Source organism: Psychromarinibacter sediminicola (genome assembly GCF_029168335.1).
Lineage (GTDB): Bacteria > Pseudomonadota > Alphaproteobacteria > Rhodobacterales > Rhodobacteraceae > Psychromarinibacter > Psychromarinibacter sediminicola.
On record NZ_JARGYC010000073.1, the window covers coordinates 1 to 21825 of the forward strand.

At 70.4% G+C, this 21825-nt stretch carries 19 protein-coding genes; 7 read left to right on the forward strand and 12 right to left on the reverse strand.

Annotated features, from left to right (window positions below; translation table 11 throughout):
- The first annotated feature begins 27 nt into the window (after positions 1–27).
- Positions 28–2010, forward strand: coding sequence for a tripartite tricarboxylate transporter permease (locus tag P1J78_RS20065; protein WP_275569176.1), 1983 nt, complete (start codon positions 28–30; stop codon positions 2008–2010).
- Positions 2011–2067: 57 nt separating this feature from the next.
- Here P1J78_RS20065 and P1J78_RS20070 read toward each other — a convergent pair whose 3' ends face one another.
- The 8 genes from P1J78_RS20070 to P1J78_RS20105 are packed head-to-tail and all read right to left on the reverse strand — an operon-like array spanning position 2068 to position 10584.
- Positions 2068–3480, reverse strand: coding sequence for a carboxylesterase family protein (locus P1J78_RS20070; protein ID WP_275569177.1), 1413 nt, complete (start codon positions 3478–3480; stop codon positions 2068–2070).
- Positions 3477–4415 (reverse strand): ABC transporter ATP-binding protein, encoded by a 939-nt coding sequence (locus tag P1J78_RS20075; RefSeq protein ID WP_275569178.1) that lies wholly within the window; start codon positions 4413–4415, stop codon positions 3477–3479. The genes P1J78_RS20070 and P1J78_RS20075 overlap by 4 nt, the downstream gene beginning before the upstream one ends.
- Positions 4412–5416, reverse strand: a complete 1005-nt coding sequence (locus P1J78_RS20080) for an ABC transporter ATP-binding protein (RefSeq protein WP_275569179.1) — start codon at positions 5414–5416, stop codon at positions 4412–4414. Before P1J78_RS20080 ends, P1J78_RS20075 begins: the two co-directional genes overlap by 4 nt.
- A complete protein-coding gene (locus tag P1J78_RS20085) occupies positions 5413–6357 on the reverse strand; it encodes an ABC transporter permease (protein ID WP_275569180.1) in 945 nt (314 codons plus the stop codon). Before P1J78_RS20085 ends, P1J78_RS20080 begins: the two co-directional genes overlap by 4 nt.
- Position 6358: 1 nt before the next feature.
- Positions 6359–7252 carry an ABC transporter permease gene (locus tag P1J78_RS20090; protein WP_275569181.1) on the reverse strand — a complete coding sequence of 298 codons (894 nt, stop codon included), beginning with the start codon at positions 7250–7252 and terminating at the stop codon, positions 6359–6361.
- 1 nt (position 7253) lies between these two features.
- Positions 7254–8810: an ABC transporter substrate-binding protein gene (locus P1J78_RS20095; protein ID WP_275569182.1), complete on the reverse strand. Its 1557-nt coding sequence runs from the start codon at positions 8808–8810 to the stop codon at positions 7254–7256.
- A complete protein-coding gene (locus tag P1J78_RS20100) occupies positions 8807–9205 on the reverse strand; it encodes an AtuA-related protein (RefSeq protein WP_275569183.1) in 399 nt (132 codons plus the stop codon). The genes P1J78_RS20095 and P1J78_RS20100 overlap by 4 nt, the downstream gene beginning before the upstream one ends.
- Positions 9205–10584: an acyclic terpene utilization AtuA family protein gene (locus tag P1J78_RS20105; protein WP_275569184.1), complete on the reverse strand. Its 1380-nt coding sequence runs from the start codon at positions 10582–10584 to the stop codon at positions 9205–9207. The genes P1J78_RS20100 and P1J78_RS20105 overlap by 1 nt, the downstream gene beginning before the upstream one ends.
- A 97-nt stretch (positions 10585–10681) precedes the next feature.
- Between P1J78_RS20105 and P1J78_RS20110 the strand changes: the two genes are divergently transcribed.
- The gene (locus P1J78_RS20110; RefSeq protein WP_275569185.1) at positions 10682–11359 is read left to right on the forward strand and encodes a GntR family transcriptional regulator; all 678 of its coding nucleotides are present in this window, start codon (positions 10682–10684) and stop codon (positions 11357–11359) included.
- 167 nt (positions 11360–11526) lie between these two features.
- Here P1J78_RS20110 and P1J78_RS20115 read toward each other — a convergent pair whose 3' ends face one another.
- The 3 genes from P1J78_RS20115 to P1J78_RS20125 are packed head-to-tail and all read right to left on the reverse strand — an operon-like array spanning position 11527 to position 14499.
- On the reverse strand, positions 11527–12297 hold the full coding sequence (locus tag P1J78_RS20115) for a maleate cis-trans isomerase family protein (protein WP_275569186.1): 771 nt from the start codon (positions 12295–12297) through the stop codon (positions 11527–11529).
- Positions 12294–13460, reverse strand: a complete 1167-nt coding sequence (locus P1J78_RS20120; protein ID WP_275569187.1) for a M24 family metallopeptidase — start codon at positions 13458–13460, stop codon at positions 12294–12296. The genes P1J78_RS20115 and P1J78_RS20120 overlap by 4 nt, the downstream gene beginning before the upstream one ends.
- Positions 13453–14499 (reverse strand): pyridoxal-phosphate dependent enzyme, encoded by a 1047-nt coding sequence (locus tag P1J78_RS20125; protein ID WP_275569188.1) that lies wholly within the window; start codon positions 14497–14499, stop codon positions 13453–13455. Before P1J78_RS20125 ends, P1J78_RS20120 begins: the two co-directional genes overlap by 8 nt.
- A 333-nt stretch (positions 14500–14832) precedes the next feature.
- On the opposite strand from P1J78_RS20125, the gene paaK reads away from it, so the two are divergent.
- From paaK to P1J78_RS20150, 5 genes are all read left to right on the forward strand, one after another.
- Positions 14833–16140: a phenylacetate--CoA ligase PaaK gene (gene paaK / locus P1J78_RS20130; protein ID WP_275569189.1), complete on the forward strand. Its 1308-nt coding sequence runs from the start codon at positions 14833–14835 to the stop codon at positions 16138–16140.
- Between the two features lie 10 nt (positions 16141–16150).
- Positions 16151–16750 carry a TetR/AcrR family transcriptional regulator gene (locus P1J78_RS20135; protein ID WP_275569190.1) on the forward strand — a complete coding sequence of 200 codons (600 nt, stop codon included), beginning with the start codon at positions 16151–16153 and terminating at the stop codon, positions 16748–16750.
- Positions 16751–16820: 70 nt separating this feature from the next.
- On the forward strand, positions 16821–18374 hold the full coding sequence (locus P1J78_RS20140; RefSeq protein WP_275569191.1) for a glycoside hydrolase family protein: 1554 nt from the start codon (positions 16821–16823) through the stop codon (positions 18372–18374).
- Complete coding sequence (locus P1J78_RS20145) at positions 18371–19111, forward strand: HAD-IIB family hydrolase (protein WP_275569192.1); 741 nt, start codon at positions 18371–18373, stop codon at positions 19109–19111. Before P1J78_RS20140 ends, P1J78_RS20145 begins: the two co-directional genes overlap by 4 nt.
- Positions 19108–20439: a glycosyltransferase gene (locus P1J78_RS20150; protein ID WP_275569193.1), complete on the forward strand. Its 1332-nt coding sequence runs from the start codon at positions 19108–19110 to the stop codon at positions 20437–20439. Before P1J78_RS20145 ends, P1J78_RS20150 begins: the two co-directional genes overlap by 4 nt.
- Positions 20440–20536: 97 nt before the next feature.
- Here P1J78_RS20150 and P1J78_RS20155 read toward each other — a convergent pair whose 3' ends face one another.
- Positions 20537–21514 carry an ornithine cyclodeaminase family protein gene (locus P1J78_RS20155; protein WP_275569194.1) on the reverse strand — a complete coding sequence of 326 codons (978 nt, stop codon included), beginning with the start codon at positions 21512–21514 and terminating at the stop codon, positions 20537–20539.
- Positions 21515–21825 lie beyond the last annotated feature (311 nt).

The following is a 21825-nucleotide window of genomic DNA, read 5'->3' on the forward strand; positions in this document are numbered from 1 at the left end:
CCGTCGCCGCGCCCATGCGGAGGGGCCATGGTCGAGAGCTTTCTTGCCGGAATGCAGCTGGTGTTCACGCCGGGCACGCTCGGCTACCTGCTGCTCGGCGTGCTGTTCGGGCTGTGGCTCGGCGCGGTGCCCGGGCTCGGCGGGATCATCGGCGTGGTCATCATCCTGCCGTTCACCTTCTCGATGGACGCCGTGCCGGCGATGGCGCTGATCCTGGGGGTCTTTGCGGTCACCGCCACGAGCGACACGATCGCCTCGGTCATGCTCGGCATTCCCGGCACCGCCGCATCGCAGGCGACGGTGATGGACGGCTACCCGATGGCGCAGAACGGCCAGGCGGCGCGCGCCTTCGGGGCGGCGTTCACCGCCTCGGCCGTGGGCGGCGTGGCCGGCGGGATCGCCATGGCCGTCTCCCTGCCGATCGTGCGGCCGCTGATCCTGTCCTTCGGCACGCCGGAGTTCTTCCTGCTGGGCGCGCTCGGCCTGACGATGGTCGCGACCGTCTCCGGGGCCGCCGTGTCGAAGGGGCTGGCGGCGGCCTGCATCGGCCTGATGCTGTCCCAGATCGGCTTTCCCGTCGCCTCGGAAGAGCCGCGCTACTGGTTCGAGATCATGTATCTGATCGACGGCCTGCCGCTCGTGCCGCTGGTCCTGGGGCTTTTCGCCCTGCCCGAGATGCTGGATCTCGCCGTCCGGCACCGCTCGATCTCCCGGGTGCAGGACTCGGGCACCGAGACCATTCTCAGCGGCATTCGCGACGCGGTGCGCAACTGGTGGCTGGTGCTGCGCTGCTCGTTCATCGGCATCTATATCGGCATGCTGCCCGGTCTGGGCGGCATGATCGCGGACTGGGTCGCCTATGGCCACGCCTCGCAGAGCGTGAAGCAGGACGACGGCCCCGGCTTCGGCAACGGCGACGTGCGCGGCCTGATCGCGCCGGAGGCCGCCAATAACGCGGTGCTGGGCGGGGCGCTCATTCCGACCGTGGGGCTCGGGATTCCCGGCAGCGCCTCGATGGCGATCCTGCTCGGCGCCTTCACCATCCAGGGCCTCGCGCCGGGCCGCGCGATGCTGTCCGAGCAGCTCGACCTGACATTCTCGTTCGTCTGGATGCTGATCCTGGCGAATATCGTCGGCGCCGCGCTTCTGATGATGTGGAGCCGGCAGGTCGCGAAGCTGTCCTTCATCGACGGCAATCTGATCGTGCCGGGCGTCCTGGTGTTCGTGTTCATGGGCGCCTGGCTCGATTCGCCGGATCTGGCCAACTGGATCACGGTCTTCGCGCTCGGCGCGATCGGCTATGTGATGAAGCGCGGCGGCTGGCCGCGCCCGGCGTTGGTGCTGGGCTTCGTCCTGGGCCCGGTGATGGAGAGCGCGCTCGTCCTCGCCTCGCAGACCTTCTCGTGGACCGACATGCTCTCGCGGCCGCTGGCGCTGGTGCTGCTGGCGATCCTGGCGCTCGCCTTCGTCCTGGCGGTGCGCAGCACGCTGCGCGCCCGGCGCTTTGCCGCGCGCGTGCCGCACGACGACCGCTCGGCCGGCGACGCGCCGCTGTCGATGATCTTCGGGCTGGTCTGCCTGGGCCTGTTCCTGGCCGCGATCCCGATGGCGCTTCCCTGGTCCGGCTCGGCGCGGCTGTTCCCGCTCGCGATCGCGCCCTTCGGCGCCGCGATGCTGGCTCTGGCCATCCTGCGCGACATCGCCGGTGTCCGCGCGGCCGCCGCCGCCACCGGCGGCGTGCTGAAACCGTTCAAGGCGATCTTCGGAGAGCCCGAGGGCTGGCGCGCGCTGTTGTTCTTCCTGATGCTCGCCGGCGTGATCCTGATCACGCTCGGGGTCGGCCAGCTGATCGCTCTGACGGCGCTCGTCCTGTTCTACCTCCGGGTCTGGGCGGGCTATGGCATCTGGCCGACCCTGGCCTACGGCGCTGCGGCGGTCATCCTTCTGGAACTGGTCTACGGCCGCATCCTCTATGTCCGCTGGTTCGATCCGATCTGGCCCTTGGTCTGACGGCTTCCACGCGCCCCACGGGCGCGGCGAGCCGCCCCGGGCCGGTTCCTTCGAGGCTCAGAGACCGGCGGCCGCGCCCGCGTCGCCGAAGACACGGTCTCCGGCCCAGCCGGGACGCCCCGTGCGCGCGAGCTGCAAGAGCGCGTCGCTCATCTCCTGCCGCAGGGAGGCGTCGGCCGGACTGTCGGTCATCACCGGCACCGGCGTGTCGAACACGAAGGGCTCGTCGAAACCGTGGGAGGCCCCGAGCTCAGCATGCGCGCCGGCCGGCGCCCACTGGAAGCAATAGGTCGCGGCCTGACCGCCGCCCCGCCGCTGCGCCTCGGCGCTCTCGATAACGGGACGTCGGTAAATGACGTCGCTCAGGTAACGTTCTTCCAGGCGTCGGGGGCTGGCATCGGGATGGTGCGCCCGCAGCCTGTCGCGCGCCGCCTCCGCGCCGGCGCCCTCGAAGCGCCGGATCGTCTGCAAGAGGCGGGCCTCGTCGACCGCGCCCATGATCCCGGCGGCGTACCACATCCGCGCCTCCTGGGCGGTGCAGCCGAAGACGATCCCGACATCGCGCCCCGCCCCGTCCTGCAGCGCGTCGCGCGGGTGACGCGCCAGGCTTGCGCCGTCTTGAACGATGCCCAGCGTCCGGCCGCCGGGGGCGTTTCGCGCGCCGAGGTCGCTGGCGACGCTCGCCTCCTGCGCGGCGAGCACGGCCCCGACCGGCAGCCGCTCCAGGGCGCCGATGTCCCCCGCCGGCACGTCCGTTTCGTCCAGAAAGGCGCGGGTGACCGCGGCCGCGGTATCGGGCGCGACGATGCGGCTGGCGGGGCCGCTCATCAGCCAGGCGGCATGGAACAGGCCGCGGGCCTCGGGACAGCCGAACAGCGCCGTCGCGGTGAAAGCGCCCGAGGACAGGCCCGCCAGCGTGACGCGCCCGGGATCGCCGCCGAAGGCCGCGATATTGTCGCGCACCCAGGTGAGCGCGAGGATCAGGTCCAGCATCCCCCGGTTGGTCTGCGGCAGGCCGGGAAAGGCCTCGGCCAGGTGCAGAAAGCCCAGCGCGCCGGTCCGCATGTTCACCCTGACAAGGATACAGTCCCTGGTCGCCGCGAAACGGGCGCCGTCGATGCCCAGCCCGCCCGCGCTGCCCCCCTGGAACCCGCCGCCGAAGGCATGGACGATGACCGGGCGCGGCCCGCCGGAGCGCGCCGGGGCATAGATGTCCAGGTTCAGGCAGTCCTCTGCGTAGGGCTGGGCGCGGGTGCCGGGCGCCCAGGGCGGCAAGGGTCTGTGGATCTGCGGCGGCGCCGGGCCCGGGCGGGTCGCGTCGATCTCGATCCCGGGTGCCGCCGGCTCGGGCGGACGCCAGCGCAGGGCGCCGACGGGCGGGCGACCGTAGGGAATGCCGAGGAAGACGCGGCTGCCGCCCGCCGCGCGCCCGGTGATCCGGCCGGCCGGGGCCTCGACCACCGCGCTCATCGGTCCAGCAGGTGACAGGCCGCGGTCTGGCCGCCGCCCACATCCTGCATCCGCGGCGCCTCGATCTTGCAGCGGTCGAAGGCATGGGGACAGCGCGAGCGGAAGGCACAGCCGGTCGGGATCGCGTCCGCCGAGGGAATCTCGCCGGCGAGCTTCGCGCGCTTGCCGTCCTTGCGGGGGCTGCCGGGGGCGGAGGTCAGCAGCGCCTGCGTATAGGGATGCGCCGGCCGGTCGTAGACCCGGTCGCGGGGGCCGCGCTCGACGATCTCGCCCAGATACATCACCGCGATCTCGTCGCAGACGTAGCGCACGACGCGCAGGTCGTGGCTGATGAAGAGCATCGTGGTCTGGTGCTCGCGCTGCATGTCGCCCAGCAGGTTCAGGATCTGGGCCTGGACGCTGACATCGAGCGCGCTGACCGGCTCGTCGGCCACGATCAGCTCGGGATCGGTGGCGAGCGCCCGGGCGATGGCGATGCGCTGCCGCTGGCCGCCCGAGAACTCGTGCGGGAACCGGTCCATCGCGCTGTCGGGCAGGCCGACCTCGCGCAGCAGGCTGCGCGCCCGGTCGCGCCGGGCCCTGCCGCCGGTGCCGATGTCGTGGACCAGCTGCGGCTCGACGAGCGTTTCGCCCACGGTCATGCGCCCGTTGAGCGAGCCGTACGGATCCTGGAATATCATCTGCATCCGCCGCCGCCTGCGGCGCAGCGCCTCGCCGCCGAGACGGCGCAAATCCTCGTCCCCGAACCGGATGTCGCCCGACGTCGCCTCGATCAGCCGCAGGACCAGCCGGGCGACGGTGGACTTGCCCGAGCCGCTTTCGCCCACCAGGCCGAAGGTGCGGCCGCGCGGCAGGGCCAGGTCGACGGAGCGGACGGCCTGCACCTTGCCGAAGGTCTTGCACAGCGCTCTGGTCTCCAGAAGGGGGGCGGTCATGCGATCTCCTCCAGCGGGTGCCAGCAGCGCACGGCGGTCGGGTTCTCGGCGTCGAGCGGCGGATGGGTCCGGCATTTCGCGTCGGCCCGGGCGCAGCGCGGGGCGAAGCGGCAGCCCTCGGGCCAGGCCCCGATCTGCGGCACGCTGCCGGGGATCGGCACCAGCCGGTCGGTCGTCTCGCCGGGCACCGCCTCGATCAGCCCGCGGGTATAGGGATGCGCCGGCGCCCGGGTGACGCCGGCGGCCGAGCCGCGCTCGACCACGTCGCCCGAATACATCACCACCGCCCGGTCGCAGAAATCGCGGACCACCTCCAGGTCGTGGGTGATGAACAGCATGCCGAGGTCGAACTCCTTGCGCATCCGCTCCATCAGGTCGAGCACCTGGGCCTGGATGGTGACGTCGAGCGCCGTGGTGGGCTCGTCGGCGATCACCAGCGAGGGCTCGCAGGACAGCGCCAGGGCGATCATCACCCGCTGCCGCATGCCGCCCGAAAGCTGGTGAACGTAGCCCTGCAGGATCGCGCGCGGGCGCGGGATGCCGACGGTGTCGAGGATCTCCACCGCCCGCTCCGTCGCCGCGCGCCGGGACAGGCCGAGGTTGTGGCAGATCGTGTCCGTCATCTGCCGCCCGATCCGCAGGGTCGGGTGCAGCGCGGTCATCGGCTCCTGGAAGATGAAGCCGATCTCGTTGCCGCAGAGCTTGCGGCGCTGGCGCGGCGAGAGGCCCAGTACCTCGCGCCCGTTGACGATCAGCCGGCCCGTCACCTGCGCGCCGCGCGGCGGCAAGCCGATGATCGCGCTGGCCGTCATCGACTTGCCGCAGCCGGATTCGCCGACCAGCGCCACCGCCTCGCCGCGCGAGACGCCAAAGCTCACATCGGTCACCACCGGCACCATGCGCCCGTCTATCGGCAGCGCGACCGAGAGGCCCTCGGCCCGCATCACCTCCTGGCTCGCCGTGGCGGCCGGCATCGTCGTTTCCGGGTCGGTCATCTTCATTTGTAGCGTATCCGCGGGTCGAGGATCGCGTAGAGCACGTCGATCAGCAGGTTCAGGACGGCCAGCACCAGCGCGATGGTCAGGACGCCGCCCTCCACCACCGGATAGTCGCGTCGGGCCACCGCCTCCACCAGCAGGCGCCCGAGCCCGGGCAACGAGAAGATGATCTCGATCGCCACCACGCCGCCCAGCATGTAGCCGGCCGAAAGGCCCGCCACGGTCACCACCGGGATCGAGGCGGTGCGCATGGCGTAGCGGCCCAGCACCGTGCGCTCCGGCAGGCCCTGGGCGCGGGCGGTGGTGATGTAGGGCTCGTCGAGCACGTCGAGCATCGAGGAGCGCATCATCCGCGTCATCAGCGCCGATTGCCGGACCCCGAGCGCCAGGGCGGGCAGAAAGATCGTCGTGCCCCAGGCGATCAGCCCGGCCGAGGGCGGCGTGTAGCCCGAGACCGGGAACCACCGCAGCGTCACCGAGAACAGGAAGATCAGCAGCAGCGCGAACCAGAATTCGGGCACCGATATCCCGAGCACCGCGGTCGTCACCACGCCCCGGTCGATCGGGTTGTTGCGGTTCAGCGCCGAAATCACGCCCATGGCCACGCCGATCAGCACCGCCAGCGTCAGCGCCACGAGCGTCAGCAGGATGGTGACGCCGGCATAGCGCGGGATGATCTCCATCACCGGTTCGCGAAAGAAGATCGACTGGCCGAGGTCGAGCGTCACGATGCCCTTGAGCCAGATCAGGAACTGGACGTGCAGCGGGCGGTCGAGGCCGAGCTGCTCGCGCAGCGCCGCGATCTGGTCCGCCGTCGCCTGATCGCCCAGCATCATCCCGGCCGGGTCGCCGGGCGACAGGCGCAACAGCAGGAACACCATGATCAGCGGCACGAAGATCGTGGGCAGGATCAGCAGGAACCGTTTGCCGAGATACCGCAGCATGTCAGCGCCTCCGGGCCAGTCGGGGATCGAGGATGTCGCGCAGGCTGTCGCCCAGCAGGTTCAGCGCGAGGATGGTGATCATCAGCGCGAGGCCAGGGAAGATCACGATCCAGGGCGCGCGGCCGATATAGTCCCGCGCCTCGGTCAGCGCGTTGCCCCAGCTCAGGTCGGTCGGGCCGATGCCCACGCCGATGAAGCTCAGCGCCGCCTCCCCCAGGACCGCGGCGGAAAAGATGAACGAGGCCTGCACCAGGATCGGCGAGGTGACCGCCGGCAGCACGTAGCGGCGGAAGATCCGCAGGGTCGGCACGCCGGTGGCCCGCGCGGCCTCGATCATCTGCAGCTCGCGCACCACCAGCACCTGCCCGCGCACCACCCGCAGCGACGGCGCGATCAGCACGAAGGACAGCGCCAGGATCACCGTGGACACCGACGCCCCCAGATAGGCGGCCGCGGCCGTGGCCAGCACGATGCTGGGAAAGGCCATGATCCCGTCGACGAAGCGCATCAGCACGATGTCGACCTGATGAAAGAAGCCCGAGACCAGCCCCAGCACCGTGGCGATGGAGACCGACACGACCGTGACCACCAGCCCGACGAGAAGCGAGGTGCGGCCCCCGTGGACCACGATCCTGAAGACGTCGCGCCCCAGGTTGTCGGTGCCGAAGAAGTACTCGGCCCCGGGCGCCGTGAACCGCGCCACGGGGTTGACCCGCATCGGGTCTCCGGGCGCGATGACCGGGGCCAGGATCGTGACCAGCCCCAGCAGGACCAGCACCGCGGTGCTGGCCATGGCGGTGGGATGGCGCAGGAACCGCTCCAGCGCCGTGCGGTTCGGAGACGCGCCGAATCCCTCGCGCGCCTCCTCGGTCCCGGTGGTCTCGGCGGCCGTCATCTCACTCGGCCGGCGGCGCGAAGTTGTAGAACGTGTCGCCGCCCACCGCGGAGGTGGCATAGTTCTGCACGCCCTCGCGGACCCCGTACATGTTCGACTCCGTGCCGTATTTGATGAACGGGAAGGTGTCGTAGGCCAGCGCATGGACCTCCTCGAAGATCGCCTTGCGCTCTTCGGGGTCGATGGTCGTGGCCAGCCGGTCCATCAGCTCCATCTTCTTCGGCGCGGTCCAGAAGCCCGGGTAGGTCGGGGTCAGGTAGGCGATGGAGGTCGGGTCGACATAGGTCGGCAGGAACGAGCTGAAGGCGTCCATCGCCTCGGGATTGGCCCGGGTCTGGAGGTAGGTGGCGATGGGCTGCTCGATGATCTCGACGTTGATGCCGTATTCGGCCAGCTGCTGGGACGCCGTGATCGCCGTCAGGAAGTGCTTCTGGTACTGCTCGGTCGCCACGAGCCAGCGGATCGGCTCGCCGTCGTAGTCCGAGGCGGCCAGGTATTTCTCGACCAGCGCCGGGTCGGGCTGGCCGAACTCCTCGATCCCCGCGGTGGTGTACCAGAAAGAGTTGGGATCGGGGATCCAGCTGCCGTCGATGGTGTAGAATTCCGGGTTGCCGACGGAGGCGAGCATGATCGGCTCCATCTCCAGCGCGTGATAGACGGCCCGGCGCAGGTTGACGTCGGACATCACCCCCTGCTGGGTGTTGAACACCGCCGTCAGCGACTGGTTGTTCGCCACGGTCACGGCGCGCGTATTCGGATCGCTTTCGAGCTGTTCGTAGAAATCCGTGGGCAGGCTCATCGCCACGTCCAGCTCGCCGGTGATCAGGCTGTCGCGCCGCACCGAGGCCTCGGGCATCAGCCGGAACAGGATTTCGTCGGCATAGGCATGCTTGTGCCCCGCCTCCCCGTCGGCCGGCGCGTCGACGGGCTGATAGTCGTCCCAGCGCGTCATCGTCACGCCCTGGTCGGGGCAATAGTCGGTCAGGACATAGGGGCCGGTGCAGTCGAGCCCGGTCACGGCATCGGTCGCGGAATGCCCCTCGATGCTGCCGGCCGACATGATGACCGCCTGCCCCCCGGCCAGCAGGCCCGGGACGATGGGCGTCTGGGTCTTCAGGTTGATCCGGACGGTCAGGTCGTCGACCGCCTCGATGCTCTCGGTCACGCCGGCAAAGGAGGCGCCGATGCCCGCGGCGGTGCGGAACCGCTCCAGCGAGGCCACCACGTCGGCGGCCGTCAGCGGGGCGCCGGAATGGAAGCCCAGCCCCTCGCGCAGGGTCAGCGTCAGGGCCCGCCCGTCCTCGGAATAGGAATAGTCCTCGACCAGCATCGGCTGCGGCGTCCAGGATTCGTCGAGAACGAAGAGCCCCTCGCAGACATTCATCGCCGTCATCCAGTTGACGCCGAAGGTCGTCACCACCGGGTCCGGGGTCGGACCCATCTGGGTGATGCCCACGCGCAGGGTGCCGCCCTGCTCCTGGGCCGCCGCGGCCCCCGCGATCAGGGCCGTCCCGGCCAGAAGCGCGGCGCAGGCGCGATTTGCGTTAGCTCGTGTCATGTCTTGGTCTCCTCCACAATTGTGCTGTTTGCCCGGCCGGGGCCGAGAGCGGATGCACGATCCGGGTCCAGCCGGATCGGCAGGTCGAGCAACCGGAAGGACAGCGTCTTGCCGTGGGTATCGACGCAGAGCGCCGCGTTGACGCCGCCCTCCAGAACGTTCTCGATCACGATGTTCATGGCGCAGAGATGCGGCAGCAGATGGCGCCGGACCGCCGTCGCGCCCTTGTAGGCGAACCACTCCAGCACCCGCGCCTCGGTCACCTGCTGCACCAGCAGCGGCCAGTCCGCCGCGTCGTAGGCGATGACGCTCACGTTCAGGCGGTTGCCCTTGTCGCCGGAGCGGCCATGGGCCAGCCGGTAGAGTGGGACCGTGATATCGCCTGGCTTGCGCATCACTCGGCGGCCTCCCGGTCGGCCAGGAACTCCACGCGCGGCGTGACGCTGGCCCGGTCGATCATGCGCGATCGGGTGACGAACCGCGCACGGACGCTGGTGCGGACCCCGCCGCCCCCCGCCGGCCCGCAGCAATAGAGCGCGTTGACCTCCTGCGTCGCGGCCTGCACCGCCGCCTCGCTCCCGCCGAACGCGAAGCGGACGCGGTAGTCGCCCGCTTCCGGCCAGTCGGCGGCGCGGCGCAGGGCGCCGTCGTCGCTGTCGAAGCTGCTGACCGTGCCGAAGATGTCGGCCCGCATCCGCGGGGCGACGCCGCGGATGGCAAGGCGGTCCCGCATGACCGCAATGGCCAGCTCGGCCCGGCCGCGCGCATTGCCGCCGGCATAGGAGATCTCGGCCTCGCCGATCCATTCGCCGGGATAGCTGACCGTCGCCTTCAGCTTCTCCGGCCTGGCCTGTCCGCGCGCACCGCTCAGTGCCACCCGGTCGGGCCCGGTCTCCTCGACGGTGACGCCGGTCAGGTCCAGCGTGACGTCGGGCGTCAGATAGGCCGCGGGATCGTGGATTTCGTAGAGAAGCTGCTCGATCACCGTGCGCCGGTCGATCCGGCCGCCGGTGCCCCGGGGCTTGAACAGCTCGAAGCCGCCATCGGCCCGGACCTCGGCAAGCGGAAAGCCGATCCGTGCCATGTCGGCGACGTCCTTGACGCCCGGATCGGCGAAGTACCCGCCCGAGACCTGGCTGCCGCATTCCAGCAGGTGTCCGACCAGCGTTCCCGCGGCGACCAGATCGAGGTCGTCCCAGTCCCAGCCGAAATGGGCCGCCAGCGGCCCCAGCGCCAGCGCGGGGTCGGCGACCCGGCCGGTGACCACGATATCGGCCCCCGCCGTCAGCGCCTCGGCAATCGGCCTGGCGCCGAGGTAGACATTCACCGCGATCGGGTCGCCGGGCGGATCGGCCAGGGTGCCGTCGCCGTCCCAGCGGTCGGCGCCCCCGTCGCGCATCTCGGCCGTCAGGTCGTCGCCATGGACGACGGCGATCTGCGCGGCGAGGCCCTGCTCGGCACAAAGCCCGGCGATCAGCCGCGCGGCGGCATCGGGATTGGCCGCCCCGAAATTTCCGACGATGCGCACCCCGCCCGCGAGGGCCGGCGCCAGGATCGGCGCCATGTAGTCCCTCAGGAGCGGATCGTAGCCCGCCTCCGGATCCCGGACCCGCGCCACATGCCCCAGCGCCAGGGTGCGCTCGCCCAGCACCTCGAACATCAGCGTCCCGCCCTGGCCGCGCGCGGCGATCTCGGCAACGACGGCCTGGGCCGCGTCGATCCGGTCGCCCGAAAAGCCCGCGCCACTGCCGATGATATGCGTGCTGTCCCTCATGGCGCGACTCATCGCCATTATTATCGATAATGTCAACGATGATTGTATTGGCTTTGACGCGGGACTATGTTCCCGGGACGAATGGCAAGGACAGGCGATGGCTAGGGATACGGCTCGGACCGACTGGCAGGCGCTCGCGGACAGGCTGAGCGAAGAGATCATCCTCGGCCGCAGGATGCCGCGCGAACGGCTGATCGAGGACGACCTGATCGCCGAGTCCTCGGTGACCCGCCACGCCGTGCGCCGCGCCTTCGACGAACTGGAGCGGCGCGGCCTGGCCCACCGCCAGCCCAACCGGGGAGTCCGGGTCCGCGACTACTCCGCCCAGGAGGTGGAGCATCTCTACGTGATCCGTGACGCGCTCGAACGGCGCGCGGCCAGCTATTTCGACCGGCCCGCCCCGAAAGAGCTGGTGACCCGTCTGACCGACATCTGCGACCGGCACCGGGAAGCGTCCGAGGCCAAGGATCTGCCGCGCATCTTCGAGTTCAACAACCGGTTTCACGGCACGATCTACCAGTCGACCGGCAACCGGCATCTCGCCGAGGCGATCGCCTATTACACCGTCGCGACCAGCCCGATCCGGGTGCGCGCCTTCCCGATGGAAGAGCTGCGCCGCAAGGCGGTCGCCGAACATGCCGAGATGATCCGGCACATATCGGAAGGCAACGCCGACGCGCTGGCCGACACGATCAGCGCCCATATCGCCGGGCCCAAGGCGATCTACCTGGAACAACTGGGCGTTCCCGCGGCCGATGCCGACGGGTCTCTCTGACGCGGGCCGCCGGACGACCCCGACTTCCTCCGCCCAGCGGCAAGGCAGCCGCCCCCGGGCATGGCCGCCGCGGGCCGCAACAGGGGCTGCCCCAGACCCGGACGGAGGCGCAGCCTCGCCCGCCCACATCAACGGACGGGACGCGCCCGGCATGCTTGACGTTCGCGTCAGGAACGAAACGTGACCGCGGGAACATCGGTGGACGCCGCGAACAGCCGGCCCGGTGCCGTGGCCGGACACCGGCCGATGCGCCGCGCCATGCGCCAGGCCAGCGCGAGGTTCGAGGACAGGACCGGCACGCCCAGCTCCGCCTCCAGCGGCGCGATCACGTCGAGCGTGCGCAGGTTGGTGCAGGACAGGAACACCGCCTCCACCCCGGCCTGCCGGGCGACCGCCCGCGCCGCCTCGCGCGTGGAGGCGGGAGAGATACGGGCGACGCGGGATTCGACCTCCTCGCCGAAGGAGACCGCGGCGGCGACCTCGATCCCGGCGGCGGCGAAAGCATCCCGCATCGGCGCGGCGACCGAGGCGATATAGGGCGTGACCATCCCGATCCGGCGACACCCCAGGTGCCGCATCGCCGCGACCGCGGCCGAAAGCGGGTTGTCGACCGCGCCGCAGCCCCGCGCCCCCGCGACCAGCGCGGCCACGCGGTCGGGGCCGATCAGCGTCGTGCCCGAGGTGCAGGCATAGCCGATCGAGTCATAACGTACGCCGCCCGGCAGCAGCGCGGCCGCGGCGGGGAGCGCCATCTCCATCGACGCGATCGTCCCCGGCGTCAGCTCGGCGCCCGAGGGGATGCGGGTGACATGCAGCGCGACGGCGGGGTCCGCGAACAGGCGGCGGAAGTCGGATTCGATGGTCTCGTCCACCTGCAGGACGATCAGCCCCAGACGCCCGGCCAGCGCGGGCTCGGACAGGTCGTAGGAGACCTTCACGGCGCGATCTCCGGCAGCGCAGCCGGCGCGCGGGGCGACAGAAGCTCCGGCCCGTCGGCGCGCAGGACGATGTTCTCCTCGTGCACCAGGATGCGGCCCGGCGCGACCTGCACCCCCGGCTCGATCGCCAGGACCATGCCCGCGCGCAGCTCGGTCGCGTCCTTCGGCGTGAAGGAGGGCCATTCCGTCAGCGCCAGGCCCAGCCCGTGGCCGAGGCGCCCGCCGCCGGGCGTCGCGCCCTGCGCGCTGAGCGCCTCGGACAGGAGACGGTGGGCGTCGCGGGCCAGCATGCCGGGGCGCAGCTCGGCCAGCGCCGTCTCGGTCGCGGCATAGAGCGCGGCATGGGCGCGGCGCGCGGCGTCCGGGGCCGGGCCGATGGCGAAGTTGCGGTCGAAGTCGCAGAAATAGCCGCCGCGCACCGCGCCGGTGTCGAGCATCAGCACGTCGCCCGGCGCCAGCGGCTCGGGTCCGGCCGGCGAGATCACGTCGCCGTAGCCGCCCGGCCCCGCGCCGCCCGCGACATAGGAGACCCAGTCGGCGCCGGCCTCCAGCAGCGCGGCCTGAAAGCCGCGGAAGACCCGCTCCAGCGGCGTGCCGGCCCGCGCGATCTCGGGCACCCGGTCGAAGGCGGCGCCGGCGATGGCGCAGATCTCGCGGATCGCCGCGACCTCGACCTCCGACTTGATCTCGCGCACGCGCTGCACGGCGGCCGTGGCATCGGCGATCCGGCGCGGGGCGATGCGCTCGGCCAGACGCGCATAGTCGGCCAGCGGCATGCGCAGATGCGTCTCCGGCCCCATGGGCAGGCCCACCCGGCCCCGCGCGGGCACCAGGTCGCACAGCGTCCCGGACAGAAGGCCCACGCCGTCATCCTCGGGATCGGGCGCCTCCCAGATGCGGATATCGGACAGCCAGGTCCGGCGCATCAGCGCGGCGCCGATGGCCGGGATCACCGCCACCGGATCGCCCGAGGCGGGCAGCACCACGAACCACGGCCGCGCCGGGCTCTCCCAGAAGCGGGTGAGAAAGCCGGTGACGTAGAACACGTCCGGCGCCGTGGTCAGCAACAGCGCGTCGAGTCCCGCCGCCGCCATCTCCGCCTGCAGCGCGGCGGCACGGCGGCGGTATTCCGCGGCCCCGAAGACCGGCCCGCGCTCAGTCACCCTCCGGCCCCTCGCTGAGGATGGCGAGGACGCGCGCCTCCTCCCCGGCGCCGGGCAGGCCGGCGAGGAGCGCCGCCAGCCCCGCCGCGCCCGACGGCGTGGTGTCCAGCGTGAAGCCGGCCAGCACGGCGACGGCCTGCGCGGCCTCCTGCTCGGAGATCGTCGCGAACAGGTCGGCATCGCGGGACAGGCCGGCCAGCGCGATCATCGACGGCGTCTTGCAGTCGAGCCGCCCCATGGCCGAGACCGGACCCTCCGCCGTAACGATGCGCCCGGCCCGGAGGCTTGCGGCCAGCGCCGGGGCGGCCTCGGGCTCGACCACCACGATCTGCGGGCCGTCGCCCCACAGGCGGCGGGCATGCGCCGCGACCGCCGCCGCCAGGCCGCCGACCCCGGCCTGCAGCAGGATGTGGGTGGGCGGCGCGCTGATCTGCGCCTCGATCTCGGCGGACATCTGCAGATAGCCTTCCATGACGCGCCACGGCAACTCGGTGTAGCCCGGCCAGGAACTGTCCGACAGAAGCGTCCAGCCCTCCGCCGCGGCGTCGCGTTCGGCGGCGGCCATGCTCTCGGCATAGCTGTCGCCGGCGCGGACGACCTCGGCGCCCTTCGCGCGCAGCCGGCGGGCGAAGGCCTCGGGCACGGTGTCGGCCAGGTAGATCACGCTGCGCGCGCCGAACACCCGCGCCCCGGCGGCGACCGACAGGCCGTGGTTGCCGGCGCTGGCGGCGACATAGGTGCGGCCCGACAGCTTCTGGCCCCAGTCGCCGCCCTGCACGCGCTCGGCGTCCCGCGCGATGGCGTGGGCGGCGCCGAGCGCCTTGAAACTGCCCAGCCCCATCCGGCCCCGCTCGTCCTTCACGAACAGCTGTCCCACGCCGCATTGCGCCGCGAGCTCCGGCAGCCGCAAAAGCGGCGTGGCCGCGTGCAGCGGGCAGACCCGCAGAAGCTCGGTCACCGGCGTGGCATCGTCGGCCGGCATCACGTCGCTGACCGGCAGGCCGGTGCCGCGATGTGGATTGCTCAGAAAGTCAGGCACGTCGGACCTCTTGTCGCGGGATCATGGCCCGACGCTAACAGCGTTTCGCGGCGGATGCGCGGATTTCCTGCGCGGGGTCCGGCGCGGCCGAGGTGGGGGGCCAGCCCCCGCCGTCCATCGGGCTTGCACCGATGGCGCACGATGAACGGCCCCCCGGAGTATTTTGGGCCAGAAGAAATATGGGGCGGTGCGCCTGGGTTGTCGCCGGGCTCAATCATTGACCGACCGGACGGTTTATGCGTTGATGGTGGGGTCCGGCGTGTGGGACCGTCGGACGGGAGGAAAGGCGACTCCGGCCGCGCCGGGTGTTGCGGATTGGCCTGGGAGGAGCCGATGAACGACCTGACCCCGACGCCCGATATCCTCGACCCGATCGAGATCGCGAGCCGGGACGAAATCGCGGCGCTGCAGGAAAAGCGCATGGCCTGGTCGTTGCGCCATGCCTACGAGAACTCGCCGTTCTACCGGCAGCGCTTCGACGCGGCCGGGGCGCATCCGGATGACTTCAAGTCTCTGGCGGACCTGGCGAAATTCCCGTTCACCGTGAAGGCGGACCTGCGCGATACCTACCCGTTCGGCATGTTCGCCGTGCCGCAGGACAAGCTGGCGCGGGTGCATGCCTCGTCGGGCACGACCGGCAAGCCGACGGTGGTGGGTTATACCGCGCAGGACATCGACGTGTGGTCGGACATGGTCGCCCGCTCGATCCGGGCGAGCGGCGGGCGCAAGGGCGACATCTGCCACGTGGCCTATGGCTACGGGTTGTTCACCGGCGGGCTGGGGGCGCATTACGGCGCGGAGCGGCTGGGCTGCACCGTGGTGCCCGTCTCGGGCGGGATGACCGAGCGGCAGGTGACGCTGATGACCGACCTCCAGCCGCAGATCGTGATGGTCACGCCCTCCTACATGCTGTCGATCCTCGACGAGTTCCGCCGCCAGGGGCTGGACCCGCGGGCCTGTTCGCTGAAGGTGGGCATCTTCGGAGCCGAGCCCTGGACCAACGCGATGCGCGCCGAGATCGAGGAGGCGTTCGACATGCACGCCGTCGACATCTACGGCCTTTCCGAGATCATGGGGCCGGGCGTGGCGAACGAATGCGTCGAGACCAAGGACGGGCTGCATGTGTGGGAGGATCACTTCTATCCCGAGGTGATCGACCCGGCGACCGGCGAGGTGCTGCCCGACGGCGAGATAGGCGAGCTGGTCTTCACCACGCTCACCAAGGAGGCGCTGCCGATGATCCGCTACCGGACGCGGGACCTGACGCGCATCCGGCCCGGCACCGCGCGCAGCATGCGGCGGATCGAGAAGATCACCGGCCGGTCGGACGACATGATCATCCTGCGCGGCGTCAACATCTTCCCCACCCAGATCGAGGAGCAGATCCTGAAATGCGCCGGCCTCGCCCCGCATTTCCAGATCGAGCTGACCCGCGAGGGGCGGATGGACGCGATGGCGGTGCATGTGGAATGCACGCCCGAGCGGGCCTCGGCCGAGGCGCGGGCGGCCACGGCGGCGGAGCTGCGCCATCACGTGAAGTCGGTGTTGGGGGTCACCGCCCGGATCGAGGTTCACAACCCCGAGGCCGTCGCCCGATCGGAGGGCAAGGCGAAGCGCGTGGTGGACAACCGCCCGAAATAAGAGGCTCCGGATGGCCCGCACCCGCGCCAGCGACTTCGAGGAAAAGCGGCACAGCCTGCTGATGACGGCGGCGCATGTCTTCGCCTCCCAGGGCATGGACAAGGCGTCGATGGCGCAGATCGCGTCGGAGGCCGGCGTGTCGAAGTCCCTGCTCTATCACTACTACCCGTCGAAGGACGCGCTGATCTTCGCGATCATCCACACGCATCTGGAGACGATGGACCTGGCGCTGGTGCAGGCGGACGATGCCGCGCTGGCCCCGCGCGACCGGCTGCGCGCGCTGGTGCGGACCGTGCTGGAGGCGTATCGCGGCGCGGACGACGCGCACAAGGTCCAGCTCAACGCCGGGCCGGCGCTGTCGGACGACCAGAAGGCGCGGATCGTGGCGGTGGAGCGCCGGATCGTGCGCCGGTTCTCGTCGGTGCTGCGCGAGGTGCGGCCGGGGCTGGACCGGGCCGACCGCCCGCTGCTGATGCCGGTGACGATGTCGCTCTTCGGCATGCTGAACTGGGTCTACATGTGGTTCCGCGAGGGCGGGCCGGTCAGCCGCGAGGACTATGCCGAGCTGGCGACGACGCTGATCCTGCAGGGGGTCGACGGCGTGGCCTGAGGGGGCCGGACCGGCCGGGGGTGCCGGCCGGCCGATTGCATCTCCCGACCAGACGCGACATCCTTCCGGCATGTATGCCTCTCACGGATTTCTCCGCTCCGATATCGGCGATGTCGACGTTGTCTATCACGACGGCATGTACCACCTGTTCCACCTGGTGCTGCCGAACCACGACTTCATCGCCCACGCGATCAGCCGCGACGGCATGACCTGGCGCCGGGTGCAGAACGCGCTGTTCGTCGACGACCCCGGCGCCTGGGACGACGACATGCTGTGGACGATGCATGTCGGGCCGGACCCCGACCGCCCCGGCGCCTGGCGGATGTTCTATACCGGGCTCAGCCGGGCGGAATACGGCCGGGTGCAGCGCGTCGGCGTGGCCCGCTCGACCGACCTCTACAACTGGACCCGCGTGAACGACGACCTCTACCCGCTGGAGATCTCCGGCGACTGGTACGAATCGGGCGCGGAAGAGGGCCGGAAATGGGTCAGCTTCCGCGATCCGTTCTTCTATCACGACCCGGAGACCGGCGAGCGGATGCTGCTGGCGGCCGGGCGGGTCAAGCACGGGCCGGTCATCCGCCGCGGCTGTGTCAGCATGGCACGCGAGGTGGCGCCGGACCGCTGGGAATTCGGTCCGCCGCTGTATCATCCGGGGATTTACGACGACGTCGAGGTGCCCAACCTGTTCCGCCTGAACGGGCGGCACTACCTGATCGGCTCGATCCGCGAGGACGTGAAGATCCACTACTGGTACGCCGACGAGGCGACCGGCCCCTTCATGAACTTCAACGACAACGTGCTGCTGCCCGAGGGCAACTATGCCGCCCGGATCTGCAAGACGGGCGACCGCTATCTGCTGTTCAACTTCTTCCAGCGCAAGGAAATCCTCTATGGCCGCGAGACCGTCGCGCGGATGCTGCCGCCGCCGAAGGAGCTGATCACCGACCGCCGCGGGCGGCTGATGCTGAAATCCTTCTGGGGCTTCGACGCGCTGGCGCACACCCCGCTCACCGTGACCCGCTCGCACGAGCTGTCGCCGCTCTTCGGCAACCCGCATGCCAGCCGCACCGACGACGACGAGGGCATCCACGTCGCCTGCCCCAGCGGCTATGAGGCGTTCCTGCTGCCGGGCGAGCACGAGGATTTCCGCCTGCGCGCCCGGATCACGCTGGAGGGCCAGGGCAAATGCGGCCTGGTCATCCGGGTGAACGAGGAGGGCGACGGCTATTACCTCGCGCTCGATCTGGCGAAGGGCTATGCGCAGCTGCGCCGCTGGGGGGCCAACACCCATGCCGAGTTCGAATACGCCTTCCGGTACGAGACGCTGCAGGCCGGCAACTTCGTGCCGCTCTACCAGGGTCGCGACATCGACGTCGAGGTCGTCACCCACGGCATGTACATGGAGTTCTCGATCAACGGGCAGGTCACGCTCTGCGTCGTGGACGACGGCTATTGCGACGGGCGGGTCGGGTTCTACACCGAAAGCGCCAAGCTGAAGCTGGAGGCGCTGCAGGTGGAGCGCCTGCACCGCTCGATCGCCGAGGAAGAGCCGGTCTACACCGCCACGCGACTGCAGCCGGAGATGCCGCACCACGCTCACGAGGCGCCGCCGCCGGAATGAGCGCCGCCGCGACACGTCCCTGGCTGTGGGTCAGCGACATCGACGACACGCTGACCGGCGACGCCGCGGCGATGGAGGCGCTGGCCGCGGCGCTGGACCGCGACCGGGGCCGCGTCTGGTTCGCGGTGAATTCCAGCCGCCCGGCCGACAGCGTGCGCGAGACGCTGGCGCGGGAGTTTCCGCCGGACCTGGCCCCCGATTACCGGATCACCGCGCTCGGCACCGAGGTGTATCGGGGCGACACGCCCCTGCCCGGCTGGCAGGACCGCTTCGCCGGCTGGCCGCAGGCCGAGATCTATGCCGCGCTGCAGGTGCTGGGCCACCGGCCGCACGCCGCGGCCTACCAGACGCCCTACAAGGTCAGCTTCGCGGTGCCGAAATACGCGCAGGACGCGGCGCGGCAGGCCCTGTCCGAATTCCCCTGCCAGATCATCGCCTCGGGCACCGACGACTTCGACGTGATCCCGCCCGCGGCCGGCAAGGGCGCCGCGACACTTCATCTCGCAGAGCATCTGGGTCTGACCCCCCAAAACGTGGTAGTCTCGGGCGATAGCGGGAACGATCTTGCGATGTTCCGCGTTGCTCCGTCGGGGATCGCCGTGGGCAATGCCCGCCCGGAACTCATCCGTGCGCTCCCCGAGGGAACCTTCTATCACGCCCGCGCCGGACATGCGGGCGGCGTCCTGGAAGGGCTCCGGTATTACGGTGTCCTTCCGACCGGGGAGGAACCAGGATGACGCAGAGGAGAGACGCGCAGATGCCACGCGACGCCAGCCCCGACACGGTCGGATCCCTGTTGATGATATCGCTGCACGGCTACGTCGCCGGCTCGCCCGAGCTGGGCAAGCCCGACACCGGCGGCCAGGTGGTGTTCGTGATGGAGCTGGCCAAGCGCTTCGCCCGGCTGGGCTACAAGGTAGACGTGGTCACCCGCCGCTTCGAGGACCAGCCCGAGGAGGACCGCATCAACGACAACCTGCGGGTCTGGCGCATTCCCTTCGGCGGCCGCGACTTCATCCGCAAGGAGGACATGCACGACTGGTACGGCGATTTCGTGTCCAACCTGCTGGCCGCGATCCGGGCGCAGAACATCCGCTACGACGTGGTGAACTCGCATTACTGGGACGCCGGCGTTTCCGGCCAGAAGGTTGCCGAGGAGTTGCAGATTCCGCATGTCCACACGCCGCATTCGCTGGGCTGGTGGAAGCAGAAGGAGATGCAGAGCCTCGGCAAGGACGACGGCGAGGGCAACTATCGTTTCGAGGAGCGCATCCAGAAGGAATTCGTGATGTACCGCTCCTGCGACCACGTGATCGCCACCTCGGAACACCAGGCCGAGCTGATCGAGGACGCCTACGACCTGCCGGCCGAGCATATCAGCATGATCCCGCCGGGCATCGACGAGGCGCGGTTCACCGCCGTCACGCCGAACGAGCTGGAGCGCATCCGCGCGCGGCTGGAGATGACGCAAAACGACATCTACGTGGTCGGCCGCGCGGCGACCAACAAGGGCTACGACCTGATCCTGAAGGCGATGCCGTATCTGATCGAGATGCAGCCCGACGCGCGGCTGGTGCTGGCCGCCGGCGCCAATTCCGACAAGGACAAGGAGCTGCTGGAGTCCTGGCAGCAGCTGGCCGGCGAATTGGAGATCGGCGACCGCGTGGACTGGCGCGGCTATGTCGCCGACGAGGATCTCGCCGACTACTACCGCGCACCGGGCGTCTTCGCCCTGCCCTCGCGCTACGAGCCGTTCGGGATGACGGCGGTGGAGGCGATGGCCTGCGGCACGCCCACCGTGCTGACCACCCGCGGCGGCCTGTTCGAGCAGGTGACCTTCGGCGAGCACGCCCTGGTCGCCGACCCCACCCGCCCGTGCGAGTTCGCGGCGATGATCAACATGCCGATGCAGCACGACTGGCTGCGCCACAAGCTGGCGGTCGAGGGCGCACGCTTCGCCCGCCGCACCTTCGGCTGGACCGGCATCGCTCGGCGCAGCGCGGCGCTGTTCGAACAGTTCCGCGGCAAGTACCTGACCCCCGACATGGTCGACGCCGAGGTCTGAGGCCCCTGCGCCCACCGCCTCCCGAACACGTAGGGTGCGTGATTTCACGCACCATTTCGCAAGAAAATACCATGCACGGTGCGTGCAAGCACGCACCCTACGCCCGCACCACCGTGGCGGCCCCGTCCAGAACCGACATCGCATGCGCGGCGATGGCGGTGTCCTGCGCCCCGGTGCCGGTGAGGTCGCATATCGTGATGTCGTCGGGACGCTCACGGCCCGGCGCCGTCTTCGCGATGATCGCGCCAAGCTCGGACGGGTCGTCGGCGTTCCACAGGCCCGCCGCCCGGGCGCCTTCCAGCTCGCCCGACACTTCGCACTGGCAGACCCGGTCGCAGACATAGAGATGCGCCGCCGCCAGCGCCGCAGGCTCCACCTCCTGCTTGCCGGACCGGTCCGAGCCGACAGCCGTGATATGCAGCCCCGGATGCAACCACTCGGCCCGCACGATGGGCGAGCGGGTCGGCGTGGTGGTCACCACGAGCTGCGACTGCAGGACGACCTCCTGCGCGTCGGTGGACATCTCCACCTCCACCCCGAGCGTCGCGCCCAGTTCCGCCGCGCAGGCCGCCGCCTTGCCGGGATCGCGCCCCCAGACCAGCAGCCGCTTGAACGGCCGCACCAGATGCGCCGCCCGCATTTGCAGCCGCGCCTGCACGCCGGTGCCCAGGACACCCGCCGTCTCCACCGTCCGCGGCGCCAGGTGCCGCGCGGCCACCGCCCCCGCCGCCGCCGTGCGCAGCTCCGTCAGATAGCCGTTGTCGAGGAACACCGCCTGCACGGCCCCCGTCCGCGCGCTGCACAGGATCGTCACGCCGGACAGGCCCGGCCCGGCCGTGTCGACGGCGCCGGGGCTGACCCTGATCGCGACCCCGTCGACGCCGGGGATATAGGCCGTCTCCACATCCACCTCGCCACACGCCTCGGCCAGAGCCACCGACAGGATCGGCGGCATCACCACCTCGTCCGAGGCCAGCGCCGCGAAGGCCCGCTCGATCGCGTCCACCAGCCGGCCGTCGAGCCCGACCGCGCCGCGCAGGTCCGCCTCGGTCACGATCCGGATGTCATGCGCCATTTCGCCCGCCCTTCAGCCCCGTCTCTCCCAGCCTTATAGCCCGAATGGCCACGATCCGCCCGATTTTCTCCATCCCGTCGCTGCGCCCCGTCACGATGGTCACCACCGCTGTGGTCCCTGCCCCCTCGGGACGCCAGCGACCGGACTGTGGGCCGTGAAAAACGCCTCCCCGCCCTGTCTGTGCCTGAAGCGCGACTAAAATCAAGCCCTTAGGCCATTAGCAGGCTGCTGAAGAAGTCGGGTTGGAAGGACGTTATTCCTGTCGCCGGGGCTGGAAGGCGGGTCGCTCGCAGATGCGAACGTCGGGTCCA